Origin of the sequence: Pseudomonas sp. QS1027, from assembly GCF_002814235.1 — a bacterium.
In the GTDB taxonomy this organism is placed as follows: Bacteria; Pseudomonadota; Gammaproteobacteria; order Pseudomonadales; family Pseudomonadaceae; genus Aquipseudomonas.
The window spans coordinates 111712-126788 of sequence record NZ_PHSU01000039.1 but is presented as its reverse complement, the minus strand read 5'-3'; the positions used below and the strand labels follow the sequence as shown (position 1 = coordinate 126788).

At 62.1% G+C, this 15077-nt stretch carries 16 protein-coding genes; 8 read left to right on the top strand and 8 right to left on the bottom strand.

From position 1 onward, the window contains the following. Positions 1-131: 131 nt before the first annotated feature. Together CWE01_RS30725 and CWE01_RS30720 are read right to left on the bottom strand one after the other, a co-directional pair. The gene (locus tag CWE01_RS30725; RefSeq protein WP_100944340.1) at positions 132-1625 is read right to left on the bottom strand and encodes a CoA-acylating methylmalonate-semialdehyde dehydrogenase; all 1494 of its coding nucleotides are present in this window, start codon (positions 1623-1625) and stop codon (positions 132-134) included. An 83-nt stretch (positions 1626-1708) separates the two neighbouring features. After that, a complete protein-coding gene (locus CWE01_RS30720) occupies positions 1709-3058 on the bottom strand; it encodes an aspartate aminotransferase family protein (protein WP_100944339.1) in 1350 nt (449 codons plus the stop codon). Between the two features lie 137 nt (positions 3059-3195). Here CWE01_RS30720 and CWE01_RS30715 point away from each other — a divergent pair, with 137 nt between their 5' ends. The 3 genes from CWE01_RS30715 to CWE01_RS30705 all read left to right on the top strand — a co-directional run bounded on the left by CWE01_RS30715 (position 3196) and on the right by CWE01_RS30705 (position 5604). Continuing rightward, positions 3196-4116 carry a LysR family transcriptional regulator gene (locus tag CWE01_RS30715; RefSeq protein ID WP_100944338.1) on the top strand — a complete coding sequence of 307 codons (921 nt, stop codon included), beginning with the start codon at positions 3196-3198 and terminating at the stop codon, positions 4114-4116. Positions 4117-4338: 222 nt separating this feature from the next. Beyond that, positions 4339-4989, top strand: a complete 651-nt coding sequence (locus CWE01_RS30710) for a TetR family transcriptional regulator C-terminal domain-containing protein (protein WP_100944337.1) — start codon at positions 4339-4341, stop codon at positions 4987-4989. A 27-nt stretch (positions 4990-5016) separates the two neighbouring features. Beyond that, positions 5017-5604 carry a YigZ family protein gene (locus CWE01_RS30705; protein ID WP_100944336.1) on the top strand — a complete coding sequence of 196 codons (588 nt, stop codon included), beginning with the start codon at positions 5017-5019 and terminating at the stop codon, positions 5602-5604. Between the two features lie 326 nt (positions 5605-5930). Here CWE01_RS30705 and CWE01_RS30700 read toward each other — a convergent pair whose 3' ends face one another. After that, positions 5931-6359, bottom strand: coding sequence for a hypothetical protein (locus CWE01_RS30700; RefSeq protein ID WP_100944335.1), 429 nt, complete (start codon positions 6357-6359; stop codon positions 5931-5933). An 86-nt stretch (positions 6360-6445) separates the two neighbouring features. Here CWE01_RS30700 and CWE01_RS30695 point away from each other — a divergent pair, with 86 nt between their 5' ends. The 3 genes from CWE01_RS30695 to CWE01_RS30685 all read left to right on the top strand — a co-directional run bounded on the left by CWE01_RS30695 (position 6446) and on the right by CWE01_RS30685 (position 8570). Beyond that, positions 6446-6832, top strand: a complete 387-nt coding sequence (locus CWE01_RS30695) for a MerR family transcriptional regulator (RefSeq protein WP_100944334.1) — start codon at positions 6446-6448, stop codon at positions 6830-6832. Further along, positions 6822-7505, top strand: a complete 684-nt coding sequence (locus CWE01_RS30690; protein WP_100944333.1) for an SDR family oxidoreductase — start codon at positions 6822-6824, stop codon at positions 7503-7505. Before CWE01_RS30695 ends, CWE01_RS30690 begins: the two co-directional genes overlap by 11 nt. 111 nt (positions 7506-7616) lie before the next feature. Next, positions 7617-8570 (top strand): adenosine deaminase, encoded by a 954-nt coding sequence (locus tag CWE01_RS30685; RefSeq protein ID WP_100944332.1) that lies wholly within the window; start codon positions 7617-7619, stop codon positions 8568-8570. A gap of 129 nt (positions 8571-8699) precedes the next feature. Here the strand turns inward: CWE01_RS30685 and CWE01_RS30680 are convergent, their stop codons facing one another. From CWE01_RS30680 to CWE01_RS30670, 3 genes are all read right to left on the bottom strand, one after another. Beyond that, positions 8700-10079 (bottom strand): MFS transporter, encoded by a 1380-nt coding sequence (locus tag CWE01_RS30680; RefSeq protein WP_100944331.1) that lies wholly within the window; start codon positions 10077-10079, stop codon positions 8700-8702. A gap of 125 nt (positions 10080-10204) precedes the next feature. Further along, on the bottom strand, positions 10205-10918 hold the full coding sequence (locus CWE01_RS30675) for a helix-turn-helix transcriptional regulator (protein ID WP_100944330.1): 714 nt from the start codon (positions 10916-10918) through the stop codon (positions 10205-10207). Between the two features lie 260 nt (positions 10919-11178). Beyond that, positions 11179-12099 (bottom strand): LysR family transcriptional regulator, encoded by a 921-nt coding sequence (locus CWE01_RS30670; RefSeq protein ID WP_100944329.1) that lies wholly within the window; start codon positions 12097-12099, stop codon positions 11179-11181. A gap of 118 nt (positions 12100-12217) precedes the next feature. On the opposite strand from CWE01_RS30670, the gene CWE01_RS30665 reads away from it, so the two are divergent. After that, complete coding sequence (locus CWE01_RS30665) at positions 12218-13231, top strand: zinc-binding alcohol dehydrogenase family protein (RefSeq protein ID WP_100944328.1); 1014 nt, start codon at positions 12218-12220, stop codon at positions 13229-13231. A gap of 144 nt (positions 13232-13375) precedes the next feature. After that, the gene (locus CWE01_RS30660; protein WP_100944327.1) at positions 13376-13555 is read left to right on the top strand and encodes a hypothetical protein; all 180 of its coding nucleotides are present in this window, start codon (positions 13376-13378) and stop codon (positions 13553-13555) included. 15 nt (positions 13556-13570) lie between these two features. Here CWE01_RS30660 and CWE01_RS30655 read toward each other — a convergent pair whose 3' ends face one another. Continuing rightward, positions 13571-14758: a multidrug effflux MFS transporter gene (locus tag CWE01_RS30655; RefSeq protein ID WP_100944326.1), complete on the bottom strand. Its 1188-nt coding sequence runs from the start codon at positions 14756-14758 to the stop codon at positions 13571-13573. Positions 14759-14856: 98 nt separating this feature from the next. Then, a complete protein-coding gene (locus CWE01_RS30650) occupies positions 14857-15060 on the bottom strand; it encodes a heavy-metal-associated domain-containing protein (protein ID WP_100944325.1) in 204 nt (67 codons plus the stop codon). Between the last annotated feature and the right edge of the window lie 17 nt (positions 15061-15077).

Below are 15077 nucleotides of genomic sequence, written 5' to 3'. Positions count from 1 at the left end.
AGCAAGCCGGCTCCTACAGTAGGGTGTCGTACACGAAATTGGGGATCGACGAATAATTGCAGGGGCCTGGCTTGCCAGCGAAGAGGCCCGTAGAGACGACGTCTATACGGACCTTGCTCACTTACCGACGCTTACAGACTAGGGAACGCGAACTGCGACGCCTCATGGCTGGCACGTTGCGGCCAGCGCTGGGTGATCGCCTTGCGCCGGGTATAGAAACGCACGCCATCCGGACCGTAGGCATGCAGGTCGCCGAACAACGAACGTTTCCAACCGCCAAAGCTGTGATAGGCCACCGGCACCGGCAACGGTACGTTGACCCCGACCATCCCCACTTCGATCTCGTCGCAGAACAAACGCGCCGCTTCACCGTCACGGGTAAAGATGCAGGTGCCGTTACCGTATTCGTGGTCGTTGATCAGTTGCATGGCCGCTTCCAGGCTGTTCACCCGGACGATACACAGCACCGGCCCGAAGATCTCTTCCTTATAGATGCGCATCTCAGGCGTCACGCGATCAAACAGGCAACCGCCGAGGAAGAAGCCTTCCTCATGATCCTTGACGCTCAAGCCACGACCATCAACCACCAACTGCGCGCCCGACGCCACGCCATCGGCAATATAACCACTGACCTTGTCGCGATGCTGACCGGTGACCAACGGCCCCATATCCAGCCCGCACGAAGTCCCCGCACCGATCTTCAGCGCCTTGATCTGTGGCACCAGCTTGGCCACCAGCGCGTCCGCCACCTGGTCGCCCACGCAAACAGCCACGGAGATCGCCATGCAACGCTCGCCGCAGGAACCATAAGCCGCGCCCATCAAGGCACTGACCGCATTGTCCAGATCCGCATCGGGCATCAATACCGCATGGTTCTTCGCCCCGCCCAGGGCCTGGACGCGCTTGCCGCGCTTGGTGCCTTCGGCGTAGATGTACTCGGCAATCGGGGTCGAACCGACAAAACTCAGGGCCTTGACCTCAGGCGCCTCGATCAACGCATCCACCGCGGTCTTGTCACCATGCACCACGTTCAGCACCCCCTTGGGCAAACCGGCTTCCTGCAGCAATTGCGCAATCAGCAAGGTCGAACTCGGATCGCGCTCGGACGGCTTGAGGATAAAGCAGTTACCGCAGACGATCGCCAATGGGTACATCCACAGTGGCACCATCGCCGGGAAGTTGAATGGCGTGATACCCGCCACCACACCCAACGGCTGGAAGTCGGACCAGGCGTCGATGTTCGGACCGACGTTACGGCTGTATTCCCCTTTCAATACTTCCGGCGCGGCGCAGGCGTACTCGACGTTCTCGATACCACGCTTCAATTCACCGGCAGCGTCTTCCAGGGTCTTGCCGTGTTCTTCGCTGATCAGTTGGGCGATACGCGCCTCGTTCTGCTCCAGCAGTTGCTTGAAACGGAACATCACCTGGGCACGTTTGGCCGGAGGCGTGTTGCGCCAGGCCGGAAAGGCCGCCTTGGCCGAATCGATGGCCTGCTGGATGGTCTCGCGATCCGCCAGTGGCACCTGGTGGATAACCTGGCCGGTGGACGGGTTGTACACGGCGGCCGTGCGACCGGAATCGCTGACCAGTTGGCCGTCGATCAAATGTTGAATTGCGCTCATTGCGGGGCTCCAGAACATGGGCGTACAGAAGCGAGTCGCCTCGCTCCTGCCAGGAAATAGTGTTGGCCTTCTATATAGAAGGATCAGTCGAGCTTGTTCAGCACTTCGCCGACCGCATCGAACAGGCGATCCAGATCCTGCGGCTTACTGTTGAAGGTTGGCCCGAACTGCAGGGTGTCGCCGCCGAAACGCACGTAGAAACCGGCTTTCCACAAGGCCATGCCGGCTTCGAACGGACGCACGATGGCGTCGCCGTCACGGCCAGCGATCTGGATCGCCCCGGCCAGGCCGTAGTTGCGAATGTCGATAACGTTCTTGCTACCCTTCAAACCGTGCAAGGCATTTTCAAAGTGCGGCGCGACTTCGGCCACGCTCTGTACCAGGTTTTCCTTCTGCAGCAGGTCGAGTGCCGCCAGGCCCGCCGCGCACGCCACCGGGTGTGCCGAGTAGGTGTAGCCGTGGGGGAATTCCACCGCGTACTCAGGGGTCGGCTGGTTCATGAAGGTCTGGTAGATCTCGCTGCTGGCAATCACCGCGCCCATCGGAATGGCGCCGTTGGTGACTTGCTTGGCGATGCACATCAGGTCCGGGGTCACGCCAAAGCTGTCGGCACCGAACATCGCACCGGTACGCCCGAAGCCGGTGATCACTTCGTCGAACACCAGCAGGATATTGTGCTGGTCGCAGATTTCCCGCAGACGCTTGAGGTAACCCTGAGGCGGCACCAGTACACCAGCGGAACCGGCCATGGGCTCGACAAACACCGCGGCGATATTGGACGCATCATGCAGCTCGATCAGCTTGAGCAACTCATCGGCCAGGGCGATACCGCCCTGCTCCGGCATGCCGCGGGAAAACGCATTGCTCGCCAGCAGGGTGTGGGGCAGATGGTCGACATCCATCATCGCCTGGCCGAACAGTTTGCGGTTGCCGTTGACGCCCCCCAGGCTGGTCCCGGCGATGTTCACCCCGTGATAACCACGGGCCCGGCCGATCATCTTGGTCTTGGTCGCCTGGCCTTTCAGGCGCCAGTAGGCCCGCACCATCTTCACCGCGGTATCGGCGCACTCGGAGCCGGAGTCGGTGAAAAACACATGGTTCAGGTTGCCCGGCGTCAGCGCGGTGATTTTCTCCGCCAGTTGGAACGACAGCGGGTGACCGTATTGAAAGCCCGGCGAGTAATCGAGGGTGCCCAGCTGCTTGGCCACCGCTTCCTGGATTTCCTTGCGGGTGTGCCCGGCGCCGCAGGTCCACAGGCCGGACAGCGAGTCGTAGACCCGGCGGCCCTTGTCATCGATCAGCCAGCTGCCTTCGGCGGCAACGATCAGGCGTGGATCGCGCTGGAAGTTGCGGTTGGCCGTGTACGGCATCCAGTGGGCATCGAGTTTGAGCTGGCTGGCCAGGGAACCAGGGGCGTGTTCAGGCATGTTCATGGACGAAACCTCACAGGGCAATAAACGGCGCAGGAGTTGAAAGCGTTCTTGCAGCTAAATTGCCATGGCGATAAAGTCGGTGAAATCCAACTTTTCTAATGTTCAGTCAGCAGACCACTAAACAATATGATCAAGCCATGAGCAGCCGCCGCCCCGATCCCCTGGCGCAAGTCAGCGACTTTGATATCCGCTTGCTGCGCATCTTCCGCAGCGTGGTGGAATGCGGTGGCTTTTCCGCGGCGGAAAGCGTGCTCGGTATCGGTCGCTCGGCCATCAGCCAGCAGATGAGCGATCTGGAGCAGCGTCTCGGGCTGCGCCTGTGCCAGCGCGGACGGGCCGGTTTCTCCCTGACCGAGGAAGGCCGCGAGGTCTATCACTCGGCGTTGCAGCTATTGGGCGCACTGGAGAGTTTTCGCACCGAGGTCAACGGCCTGCACCAGCACCTGCGGGGCGAACTGACCATCGGCCTGACCGACAACCTGGTCACCCTGCCCCATATGCGCATCACCCATGCGCTGGCCCAGTTGAAGGAGCGCGGACCGGATGTGCAGATCCAGATCCGCATGATCGCGCCCAACGAAGTGGAACAAGGTGTGCTCGACGGTCGCCTGCATGTCGGGGTGGTTCCTCAAGCCAGCGCCCTGTCGGGCCTGGAGTACCAACCGCTGTACAGCGAACGCTCGCTGCTCTACTGCGCGGTGGGGCATCCGCTGTTTTATGTGGACGACAAGCAACTGGACGACGAGCGCCTCAATGCCCAGGACGCCATCGCCCCGACCTTCCGTCTGCCGGCCGAAATCCAGGCGCATTACCAGGCGCTCAATTGCACCGCGAGTGCTTCGGACCGTGAAGGCATGGCGTTCCTGATCCTGACCGGACGCTATATCGGCTACCTGCCCGATCACTACGCCAATCTCTGGGTCCAGCAAGGTCGGCTGCGCGCGCTCAAGGCCGGCAGCCGCTTCTATGATCTGAGCCTGGCTTCGGTGACACGCAAGGGACGGCGTCCACATCTGGTACTGGAAAGTTTCCTGGAGAGCCTGGCGGCGACCCGCTGAAGATATCCACAGACTTGCACAATCTTGAACCGGCTCAGGGGCACTTCGCCAACAAGCTGGCGCCAGCAAAATATCGCACTCAGCCCACTGCCGCGAATAGTTGCCCCGAAAGCGACAGAATCGTCCCGGATCCAGGCTTTATATGATGACAGGACTTGTCTGAACCCCCCGGGTACGCTATCTGTGCACGGGTTGCACCCACAGACCCGTTCGGAACTGCCTATGACCGTTGAAGCCCCTGCCCACGCCGGAAAGCCCGCCAGCCGAATTCGCCAGAAAAACCAGGAAGCGATCATCAAGGCCGCCGAAGACGAGTTCGCCCGCCATGGTTTCAAAGGCACCAGCATGAACACCATCGCCCAGAACGCCGGGCTGCCCAAAGCCAACCTGCATTATTACTTCACCCACAAGCTGGGCCTGTATATCGCGGTACTGAGCAATATCCTCGAACAGTGGGACGACACCTTCAACCACCTCAGTGCCGATGACGATCCGGCGCAGGCGCTGACCCGCTACATCCGCGCCAAGATGGAGTTCTCCCGACGCCAGCCGCAGGCCTCGCGAATCTTCGCCATGGAAATCATCAGCGGCGGCGAATGCCTGACCGAGCACTTCAACCAGGACTACCGCACCTGGTTCCAGGGCCGGGCGAACGTGTTCCAGGCCTGGATCGATGCCGGCAAGATGGACCCGATCGATCCGGTGCACCTGATCTTCCTGCTCTGGGGCAGTACCCAGCATTACGCCGACTTCGCCACCCAGATCTGCCGCGTGACCGGGCGCCCACGGCTGACCAAGCAGGACATGGAGGACGCCGGCAACAACCTGATCCGCATCATCCTCAAGGGCTGCGGTCTGACGCCGCCACTCTGATCCTCATGAACTGAAGCCGAATCCCGTATGCCTTTTACCCTTGCCGGCCTTTGCGAATACCGAGAGGAAATTCGCAAAAGCCGCTTCATCACCCTCGCCGCCCCGATCACCAGCGTCGCCGAAGCCCAGGCCTTTATCGAGCAACACAGCGACCTCGATGCCACCCACAACTGCTGGGCCTGGAAGCTCGCCGACCAGTACCGCAGCAGTGACGACGGCGAACCCGGCGGTACCGCGGGCCGGCCGATCCTGGCGGCCATCGAGGCCCAGGACTGCGACCAGGTCGCGGTACTGGTCATTCGCTGGTACGGCGGCATCCAACTGGGCACCGGCGGCCTGGCCCGTGCCTATGGCGGCGGCGCCAACAAGTGCCTGCAAAATGCCGAACGACTGCCGCTGATCAGCCGGGTCGCGCTGAGCTGTGCCTGCGGCTTCAGCGAACTGGCACTGGCCAAGCTGCGGGTGGCCGAACTCGGCGGCCTGATCGTGGAAGAGCAGTTCACCGCCAACGGCGTGGAACTGCAACTGGCGGTAGGTGAAGCGCAGATCGACACCCTGCAACGGCAACTGGCCGATCTCAGCCGCGGGCGCATTCTCTTGCAGCGAGAGGCGTAACCGGTTTCTGTTCACAGCCCCAGCGGTTGCCCACAGTCACTGTGCACCTGACTGTGGATAACCTGAGCACATCCGGCTGTAACCCTTCTGCAACGTGGCTTTGCGGCCGCTGATCAGTTTTTGTCCAATAACCCGCCAGCGGCGCAAAATCATCCTGTAAACAGCGAGTTACGGAGGTTTATCGCGTTTTGAAAATAGCCCGATGGCCTTTATACCCATGCCGCAAGCTTGCGCACAGATACTGTGGAGCAACCTGTGGATAAGCCGTGCAAGGGTGGCCGGGTAGCCGATCCAGCCAAGCCTGCGTGAAATTGATCATTTTTTGATCAGATCGCATTGACCAATATTGCGTCATCGGACGTTCTGCGCACTGGCAATAGCTGCGCGATTCCCCAGGCCAGTTCAAAGAACAGGAACACGGCGATGATCATGCTCGCTCCCTGACTCAGGGCATAGGCCTGCCAGGTCGCGAACAGCATCCGGCCCGCCGCGTCATAACGACCGAATGCCTGTTGCGGATCGCGAATACGCAATACCGCCCAGACGCAGACGATCGAACCCAACAGATTCGCCATCAACAGGTGCGCAGGCGCGAACGGCGGAAAACTTCCCGGCAGGTTCAGCGTGGCGGCCAGCGCCAGCAGGGCAGCGTGCAAGGCGAGAAAACTCCAGGGGGTGACAAAGGCCGCCGTCACGATCAAGTCATACCAACCGCTGGCCCGGACCAGTCGACGGTACTGTGCTGTGCTCCACATAGGACATCTCCATAGCGATTCAAGGAACACAGAGGCTAAAGCCTGGAGTATGCTCCAAGGTCAAGCCTTTCCAGAGAACAAACAGCATGCGTATCGGTGAACTGGCCCGGGCCTGTGCCGTCAGTTGCGACACCCTGCGTTTCTACGAGCAGCGCGGCTTGATCGTGGCCCAACGTAGCGCCAACGGTTATCGCGACTATCCTGCCGAGATGGTGCAACTGGTGCAGTACATCAAGACCGCCCAGCGCCTGGGCTTCAGCCTGGGGGAAATCGGCAGCAGCGTCGCCGGGGTGTGGAATGCGCCGGATGCCGACAGCGCCGTGACACAACTGCTGCAAGACAAGCTCGCACTGATCGAGGCGCGTATCGCCGACCTGGGCGAATTGCGTGTGGAATTGCAGCATCGCCTGCAACAAAGTTGTCCTCTGAGAACCGGACTTTCATCTGACAAGGAGTTTGCTCATGAGCAATAAAAACGCGTTGATTATCGGTGCCTCCCGTGGCCTTGGACTCGGGCTGGCCAAACAACTGCTGGCCGACGGCTGGGACGTGACCGCCACCGTGCGCGACGTCCACAAAGCCGATGCCCTGAAGGCCATCGGCCCGGTCCGTATCGAATCCCTGGACATGGACGATCACGCGGCAGTGGCCGCGCTGGCGCAACGCCTGGAAGGCCAGGTCTTTGACCTGCTGTTCGTCAATGCCGGCGTCAAGGGGCCTGACGACCAGCGCCCGGGCAATGCGACATTGGCGGAGATCGGCAAGCTGTTCATGACCAATGCCGTCGCCCCGGTGGCCCTGGCCCAGCGTTTTGTCGGCCAGATCCGCTCGGGCAACGGCGTGGTTGCCTTCATGAGTTCGGGCCTGGGCAGCGTGACCGTCCCGGATGCGCCGAACCTGGCTTTCTACAAGGCGAGCAAGGCCGCGCTGAATTCCATGGCCAGCACCTTCCTCAGCGAAATCGAGGCACCGACCTTTACCGTCCTGTCGATGCACCCGGGCTGGGTGAAAACCGACATGGGCGGCGAAGGCGCGGACATCGACGTGGCGACCAGCGTTCGTGGCCTGATCGACCAGGTCAATGCCTATTCCGGCCGGGGCGGGCATCACTTCATCAACTACAAGGGCGAGACCATTCCCTGGTAAGCAACAGCCCCTGCAGGAGCGCCGACCGGCGGCTCCTGCAGCGGATTTAGCCAGTGTTTCGACAGACATCTGTAGAATGTCCACCCACTGCACCTGATGAGAAAAAAGACCATGTACGACTGGCTCAATGCCCTGCCCAAGGCGGAACTGCACCTGCACCTGGAAGGCTCGCTGGAGCCGGAGCTGCTGTTCGCCCTGGCCGAGCGCAACAAGATCACCCTGCCATGGAACGATGTGGACACCTTGCGCAAGGCCTATGCCTTCAACAACCTGCAGGAATTCCTCGACCTCTACTACCAGGGCGCCGACGTGCTGCGCACCTCCCAGGACTTCTACGACCTGACCTGGGCCTACCTGCTGCGCTGCAAGGCGCAGAACGTGATCCACACCGAACCCTTCTTCGATCCGCAGACCCACACCGACCGGGGCATCCCCTTCGAAGTGGTGCTCAACGGGATTGCCGCGGCCCTCAAGGACGGCGAACAGCAACTGGGCATCAGTAGTGGCCTGATCCTCAGCTTCCTGCGTCACCTCAGTGAAGATGAAGCGCAGAAGACCCTGGACCAGGCGCTGCCATTCCGCGACGCGTTTGTCGCGGTCGGCCTCGACAGTTCGGAAATGGGTCACCCGCCGAGCAAGTTCCAACGGGTCTTCGATCGTGCCCGTGGCGAAGGTTTCCTGACCGTCGCCCACGCCGGCGAAGAAGGTCCGCCGGAGTACATCTGGGAAGCCCTCGATCTGCTGAAGATCCAGCGTATCGACCACGGTGTACGGGCCATCGAGGACGAGCGGCTGATGCAGCGGATCATCGACGAACAGATCCCGCTGACCGTCTGCCCGTTGTCGAACACCAAGCTCTGCGTGTTCGACCACATGTCGCAGCACAACATCCTCGACATGCTCGAACGCGGCGTGAAGGTCACGGTGAACTCCGATGACCCGGCCTACTTCGGCGGTTATGTGACCGAGAACTTCCACGCCCTGTACACCGACCTGGGCATGACCAAGGAGCAAGCCCAGCGCCTGGCGCAGAACAGCCTGGATGCGCGGTTGGTCAAACCCTGATCTACCCGGTTTGAGCAACAACACCGAACTGTAGGAGCCAGCTTGCTGGCGATGAGACCCTTGAGCCTTGCAGCGCCCATTCGGACGCCATCGCCAGCAAGCCGGCTCCTACAGGGGCGGTACTAAGTCTTATATTTCTGCCGCCTCGCTCAACTCCTCCAACGCCTTGCCCTTTGTTTCCATGCCAAAGCGCCAGACCAGCGCCGCCGCAATCGCAAAACACAGCGCCCCCAGGGCAAACACCCCGCCCTGCCCCGTCACCGGAAACACCAGCCCGGTCACCAATGGCCCGAGCAACGAGCCGATCCGCCCCACCGCCGAGGCAAAACCGGAACCCGTGGCCCGCGCCGACGTCGGGTACAACTCCGGCGTGTAGGTGTACAACACCGCCCACATGCCGAACAGGAAGAACTGCATCAACAACCCCGAGCCCACCAGCAAACCGACATTGCCGCCGAACACCGCGCTCTGCCCGTAGAAAAACGCCATGACCCCGCCGCCGAGCAGGGTGACGATGCACACCGGCTTGCGCCCCCAGCGTTCCACCAGCCAGGCCGCCATCAGGAACCCCGGAATCCCGCCCAGGGAAATCAGCACCGTGTAATACACCGACTGCGTCACCGCGAACCCCGACTGCTGCAGCAAGGCACTGAGCCAGGAGGTCAGGCCGTAGAAACCGAGCAGGGCAAAGAACCAGACGCTCCAGATCATCATCGTGCGCCGGCGGTACACCGGCGACCACAACTGCTGGAAGGCCGAAAAGAAGCTCGGCGCGCGGTCAACGCCACGGGGCAGACGCAGCGGAATCGGCAGCGACGAGCGCTTGAGCGAGGCCCGCACCCGTTCCTCGATATCCCCCAGCACCTTGTCCGCCGCCCCATGATGCCCGGCCTGTTCCAGCCAGCGCGGCGACTCGGGGATAAAAAAGCGGATCGCCAGGACAAACACCGCCGGTATCGCCAGCACCAGGAAGATGTCACGCCAGCCCACCAGCGGCAGGAGGAAATACGACAACACTCCCGCCGCGACAAAACCGAGGGGCCAGAAGCCGTCCATCAGCGCGATATAACGTCCGCGGTGCTTGGCCGGGATCAGTTCCGAGAGCATCGACTGGGCAATCGGAAACTCCATGCCCATGCCGAACCCCAGCAAGATGCGAAACAACGTCAGGGTCTCGACGGTCTGCGCGGTGGAACACAGGTAGCTGGCCAGGCCCCAGAGCACGATGCTCCACTGGAACACCGGTTTGCGTCCGAAACGGTCGGCGAGCATGCCCGACAATGAAGCCCCGACCACCATGCCGAAGAAACTCGAGCTGGCCAGCAGACCGGCCTGGGCGCTACTGAGGGCGAACTCGGCTTTGATCGAGCCGAGCAGGAAAGTCATCATCGCCAGGTCCATGGAGTCGAAGAAGAACGCCAGGGCAATGATGATGAAAATCAGCCGGTGATAGCCGCTGATGGGCAAGCGTTCCAGTCGTTCCGCCGCGCTGTAGCCTTGAGCTTCCATGGGATATCCCTCGATTCGAATCTTCGATCGAGTGTGCGGTATCGTCAGGAGGGCTTGTTTCTGGATGCGACCTGTTCGCAGTCTTGAGCGACGCCCGCCGCATCCGTGCGGCAGGCCACCGGGGCTCAGCCGGCCAATTCGAGCTCGATTTCACTGGCCAGCCTGTCGATCTGCCGCTGCCCGAGCACGGACACCTGCAAGGCCCGGGAGTCTTCCCGCGAGGCCAGCCAACCGGATTGCAGGAACAGTTGCAGCAGCCCGGCGCCCAGCGCGCCACCCAGGTGCGGGCGACGGTGCAGGTCGTGGCAGACACAGGCGATTTCACGCTGCCCATGGGCCAATGCCTGGATGTAGAGGCCGCGCTCGGCCAGGCGTGCCGCGCCCTTGCTGGTGACCCGCAAGCGTAGTTCCTGCTGTTCGACCCAACCCGCTCCCAGCAAGCGCTGGTACAGCTCGCAGGCCAACTCACCACCCAGATGATCGTGGCACACCCGGGCATGCCGCAAGGCATCGGCGTCGGGGGCCAGGGCCTTGACCGCATGCGCCATCGCCAGCGGTGCACTGGCCAATGAAGCACTCGCCAAGGCTTGCACCGCCGTGCCGACTTCCGGGGCGGCGAGGCGGAAGAAGCGCTTGCGCCCGCGCTCCTCGATACGGACCAGGCCGCCTGAACTCAGGCGCGCCAGATGGGCGCTGGCCGAGGACAGCGACAGGCCCGTGGATAAAGCCAACTCATCGGCAGCCCGGGCGCTGCCATCCAACAACGCCCACATCATTGCACTGCGCTTGGGGTCCGCAAGCAACGTGGCAATCTGACTGACGCAAGGTGCATATTCCATGTCTTCACTCCCTGTTGAAACACTGATCGAACGCACACGGGGCATACTGAGGAGTAATCCCGCCCAAGCCAAGACGCGAAAATGCCAAAAAGTGGGCGATTTTTTCGTCGTTTGGCAATCAACGGCGGCGAATGAAACAAAATGCGTCATCCGCCGAAAGGATATTGGATCCAATGTATTCAGCCTAAACCACAATGTGCGCGGAGCCGACCTTTATTCCTGAACGGGTTGTAACAGAACCTCTTCAGGATTTGCCTGTCTCATGACCGGGAAACCGGCGCCAGGCGCCCGAGCTGCGCGCAACGCCGGCTCAGCATCTCGCGCAACAGGTTCACCGGCTTACTCAATTGGGCGCGATGGGCGCACAACAAATTCAGCGGAGCGCGCTCACAGCGCAACTCCGGCAACAGCACTTGCAAGCGTCCAGCGAGAACATCAGCCGACACATCCAGCCAGGATTTGTAGGCGATACCGACCCCGGCCACGGCCCAGCGCCGGACCACATCGGCATCGTCGCTGAAGCGGTCGCCGCTGACGGTCAGGCCGACTTCGCGCTTGCCGTCGTGAAAACTCCAATGGTCATGCACCCGGCTGCTCAGCATGTAGAGCAGGCAGTTGTGCTGCGCCAGTTGCGCCAAGGTGCGGGGTTCGCCGTGCCGCGCCAGATAACCCGGTGCCGCGCACAGCACCCGGCGGTTGTCCGGGGCGACTGGCAGCGCCACCAGGCTGGAGTCCTCCGGCTCGCCATAACGCAAGGCAATGTCCACCGGCTGGCGGAACAGATCGGCGATGCGGTCGCCCAGCAGCAGGCGTACGGTCAGTTGCGGATGCTCGCGCTGGAACTCGTCCAGCCAGGGCAGCAGCAGGTTGCGCCCGAAGTCCGAGGGCGCGGACAACTGCAAGACGCCGCTGACCTGGTCCTGGCCGCGGGCCAGCAGCCGGCGCCCCTCATCGAGTTGGCTCAACGCGCCCCGGGCATATTCAAGAAAGCCCTCGCCTTCGGCCGTCAGCCTCAGGCTGCGGGTCGAGCGCGCCAGCAGGCGCGCGCCCAGTTGCTGCTCGATGCGCTTCAAGGCCGCGCTGGCCACCGCCGCCGACATGTCCATGACCCGCGCCGCCGCCGACAGGCTGCCCAGGTCAGCGGCACGGACAAACAACTGCAAGTCATCGAAACGCAGCATGGCAGCCTCGGCATTATCAAAAAAATATTGAAAGAGCCTGCTGTTTTAGCCGGTTTTATCTTCAAGTGAAATAGCCAATCATGACGCCATCGAAATCACTGCCCTCTGGAGTTTTCCCATGAAAGCCATTGCCTTCTACGCGTCCCTGCCCGTCACCGACCCGCTGTCCCTGCAAGACATCGAGCTGCCCGCCCCGGTCGCCGGCCCCCGTGACCTGCTGGTGGAGGTCAAGGCGATCTCCGTCAATCCGGTGGACACCAAGGTCCGTCAATTCATGCCGCCGGAAAACGGCGAGGCCAAGGTGCTCGGCTGGGATGTAGCCGGTGTGGTCAAGGCGGTGGGCAGCAACGTCAGCCTGTTCAAGGTCGGCGACCCGGTTTTCTATGCGGGCTCCCTGACCCGTCCCGGTGGCAACAGCGAGTTGCACGTAGTGGATGAGCGCATCGTCGGGCACAAGCCGAAAAGCCTGGGCTTTGCCGAAGCCGCCGCCTTGCCGCTGACCGCCATCACCGCCTGGGAGCTGTTGTTCGAGCGCCTGCAGATCGCCGAGAACAAGGCCGATCAGGGCCAGAGCCTGCTGATCGTCGGTGCGGCCGGTGGCGTCGGTTCGATCCTGACCCAGCTCGCCAGCCAATTGACCGGCCTGAAAGTCATCGGCACCGCTTCGCGAGCCGAAACCAAGGACTGGGTAACCGCGCTGGGCGCCGATCTGGTGATCGATCACAGCCGGCCGTTGAGCGAAGAACTCAAGGCCCATGGCCAGGCGCAGGTGACCCATGTCGCCAGCCTGACCCAGACCGACAGCCACCTCGATCAACTGGTCGAAGCCCTCAAGCCCCAGGGCAAGCTGGCGCTGATCGACGACCCGAAAGGCCTCGACATCAGCAAGCTCAAGCGCAAGAGCCTGTCGTTGCACTGGGAGTTCATGTACACCCGCTCGATGTTCGAGACCGACGACATGATCGAACAGCACAACCTGCTCAACCGCGTCGCCGAGCTGATCGATGCCGGTGTGTTGAAAACCACGGTGGGCGAGCACTTCGGCCCGATCAATGCCACCAACCTGCGCCGTGCCCATGAGTTTCTGGAAAGCGGCAAGGCCAAGGGCAAGATCGTGCTGGAAGGGTTCTGAGCAACCACCAGTCAGATGATTGAGCCTGGTCATCTGCAAGCAGGAAATCAGCGCTACAATCGTACCCTCACTGCTGTTTTGGTTTTATCGCAGTCATTTTCAAGAAACAGAGAATGAGCCGTTACCAACAGGAGGAAGTGCGCAATGAATATACTGCTCAAAGAACTGACCAGGCCCCACGGCAATCAATGGCAGGTCCGTCTGGACCAGCACGTGGTGACCTTCCGTAGCGAAGCTGAAGCCCGAGCCTTTGTCACCACCCTGCAAAGCAGGCTGCAGGCCCCCCACGCTTTCCCCGAACACCGGCAACGCGCCGTCGGCTAATCCCGCGTCGGGAACCTAGCCCTGGATGACTCGCGCGTTGTGTACGCGGCGAGTCGACGTGGCCAGCGTGACCACCAGCACACCGCACAAGCTGATGACCAGGGCCATCGGCACGGCGCTGCCATCGTGTAACACACCGACCAATGACGCCGCCGCTGCTGCCACGCCGAATTGCAGGCAACCCAGCGTCGCCGAGGCGCTGCCGGCGCGCGCGCCCTGGCCGCTCATGGCGCAGGCCGAGGCGTTGGGCAAAATGCAGCCCAGGCTGGAAATACAAATGAACAACGGCACCAGCATCGGCCACAGCTGTTGCGGGTGCAGGCTGCTGATCGCCAGCAGCGTCAGGCCGGCTGCCAGGTAGACCCACACCGCGCGTACCAGCAGAAAAGCCGGGCCGCGTTTGGCCAGCAGACGCGCGTTGACCTGTGCGGTCAGGATAAAACCCGCGGCGTTGGTGCCGAACAACCAGCCGTAGTGCTCGGCCGGCACACCATAAAGCTTGATGAACACGAACGGCGAGCCGGCGATATAGGCAAACATCCCGGCAATCGCGATGCCGCCGGTCAGGGCATGGCCGAGGAACAGGCGGTCGCCCAGCAAGCGGCCGTATTGGCGCAACGCACCCGACAACGGTGGACGCGGCTGATTGGCCGGCAGGCTCTCAGGCAGGCCAAGGATCACGGCGATGGCCGCCAGGGCACTGAAGATCGTCAGGGCGAGAAAGATCGAATGCCAGCCATAGAGGTTGACCAGCACGCCGCCGAGCATCGGCGCCAGGATCGGTGCCAGTCCCACCACCAGCATCAGCTGTGAGAAGACCTTGGCCGAACCCACCGCGTCGCATTTGTCGCTCACCACCGCCCGGGAAATCACCATCCCGGCACAGCCACCCAGGGCCTGGACGAAACGCGCGGCGATCAGCCAGTCCAGGCTCGGGGCGAAAGAGCAGGCCAGGGACGCGACGGTGAACAGCGCCACCCCCACCAGCAATGGCAGCCGCCGACCGAAGCGATCGGCTACCGGCCCATAGGCCAACTGGCCGATGGAGAGACCGAGGAAATACACCGCCAGGGTCAGCTGGATATGTTTTTCATCGGTGCCGAAGGCCGTGGCCATGGCCGGAAAGCCCGGCAGGTAGAAGTCGATCGCCAAGGGCGCAAAAGCGCTCAGGGCGCCAAGAATCAGGATGGTTCGCAGGTTCATCAGGTGTCCAGGGAGGATCGGCGCGGGTCGCTAGTCTAGCGGCGCGAGGAGGCCTTGGACAATCTGATAGGTCGCTAACTATTAAAAAACCTGGTGCGTCAGTTGGCCAGCTTCGCCTCATAACCCTCTTCGCCGATGGCGCTGAGCACGTCCTCCGCCGACAACCGACTGCTGCTGACGCCGACTTCCTTCGCCGCCAGGTCGACCCGCACATCGGCCGCCGGATCGCGGGCCTGGACCGCCTGGGTAATGGCCCGTACACAGTGACCGCAGGACATACCCTGGACATTGAAGACTTGCATGACACAGCTCCTTTCAT

What these genes read in the sequence shown, in the direction of transcription:
- CWE01_RS30660 (WP_100944327.1), top strand. Translation starts at nt 13,376, where the DNA reads ATGAATATACTGCTCAAAGAACTGACCAGGCCCCACGGCAATCAATGG.
- CWE01_RS30680 (WP_100944331.1), bottom strand. Translation starts at nt 10,079, where the DNA reads ATGGAAGCTCAAGGCTACAGCGCGGCGGAACGACTGGAACGCTTGCCC.
- CWE01_RS30720 (WP_100944339.1), bottom strand. Translation starts at nt 3,058, where the DNA reads ATGAACATGCCTGAACACGCCCCTGGTTCCCTGGCCAGCCAGCTCAAA.
- CWE01_RS30675 (WP_100944330.1), bottom strand. Translation starts at nt 10,918, where the DNA reads ATGGAATATGCACCTTGCGTCAGTCAGATTGCCACGTTGCTTGCGGAC.
- CWE01_RS30665 (WP_100944328.1), top strand. Translation starts at nt 12,218, where the DNA reads ATGAAAGCCATTGCCTTCTACGCGTCCCTGCCCGTCACCGACCCGCTG.
- CWE01_RS30700 (WP_100944335.1), bottom strand. Translation starts at nt 6,359, where the DNA reads ATGTGGAGCACAGCACAGTACCGTCGACTGGTCCGGGCCAGCGGTTGG.
- CWE01_RS30715 (WP_100944338.1), top strand. Translation starts at nt 3,196, where the DNA reads ATGAGCAGCCGCCGCCCCGATCCCCTGGCGCAAGTCAGCGACTTTGAT.
- CWE01_RS30655 (WP_100944326.1), bottom strand. Translation starts at nt 14,758, where the DNA reads ATGAACCTGCGAACCATCCTGATTCTTGGCGCCCTGAGCGCTTTTGCG.
- CWE01_RS30710 (WP_100944337.1), top strand. Translation starts at nt 4,339, where the DNA reads ATGACCGTTGAAGCCCCTGCCCACGCCGGAAAGCCCGCCAGCCGAATT.
- CWE01_RS30650 (WP_100944325.1), bottom strand. Translation starts at nt 15,060, where the DNA reads ATGCAAGTCTTCAATGTCCAGGGTATGTCCTGCGGTCACTGTGTACGG.
- CWE01_RS30695 (WP_100944334.1), top strand. Translation starts at nt 6,446, where the DNA reads ATGCGTATCGGTGAACTGGCCCGGGCCTGTGCCGTCAGTTGCGACACC.
- CWE01_RS30685 (WP_100944332.1), top strand. Translation starts at nt 7,617, where the DNA reads ATGTACGACTGGCTCAATGCCCTGCCCAAGGCGGAACTGCACCTGCAC.
- CWE01_RS30705 (WP_100944336.1), top strand. Translation starts at nt 5,017, where the DNA reads ATGCCTTTTACCCTTGCCGGCCTTTGCGAATACCGAGAGGAAATTCGC.
- CWE01_RS30670 (WP_100944329.1), bottom strand. Translation starts at nt 12,099, where the DNA reads ATGCTGCGTTTCGATGACTTGCAGTTGTTTGTCCGTGCCGCTGACCTG.
- CWE01_RS30690 (WP_100944333.1), top strand. Translation starts at nt 6,822, where the DNA reads ATGAGCAATAAAAACGCGTTGATTATCGGTGCCTCCCGTGGCCTTGGA.
- CWE01_RS30725 (WP_100944340.1), bottom strand. Translation starts at nt 1,625, where the DNA reads ATGAGCGCAATTCAACATTTGATCGACGGCCAACTGGTCAGCGATTCC.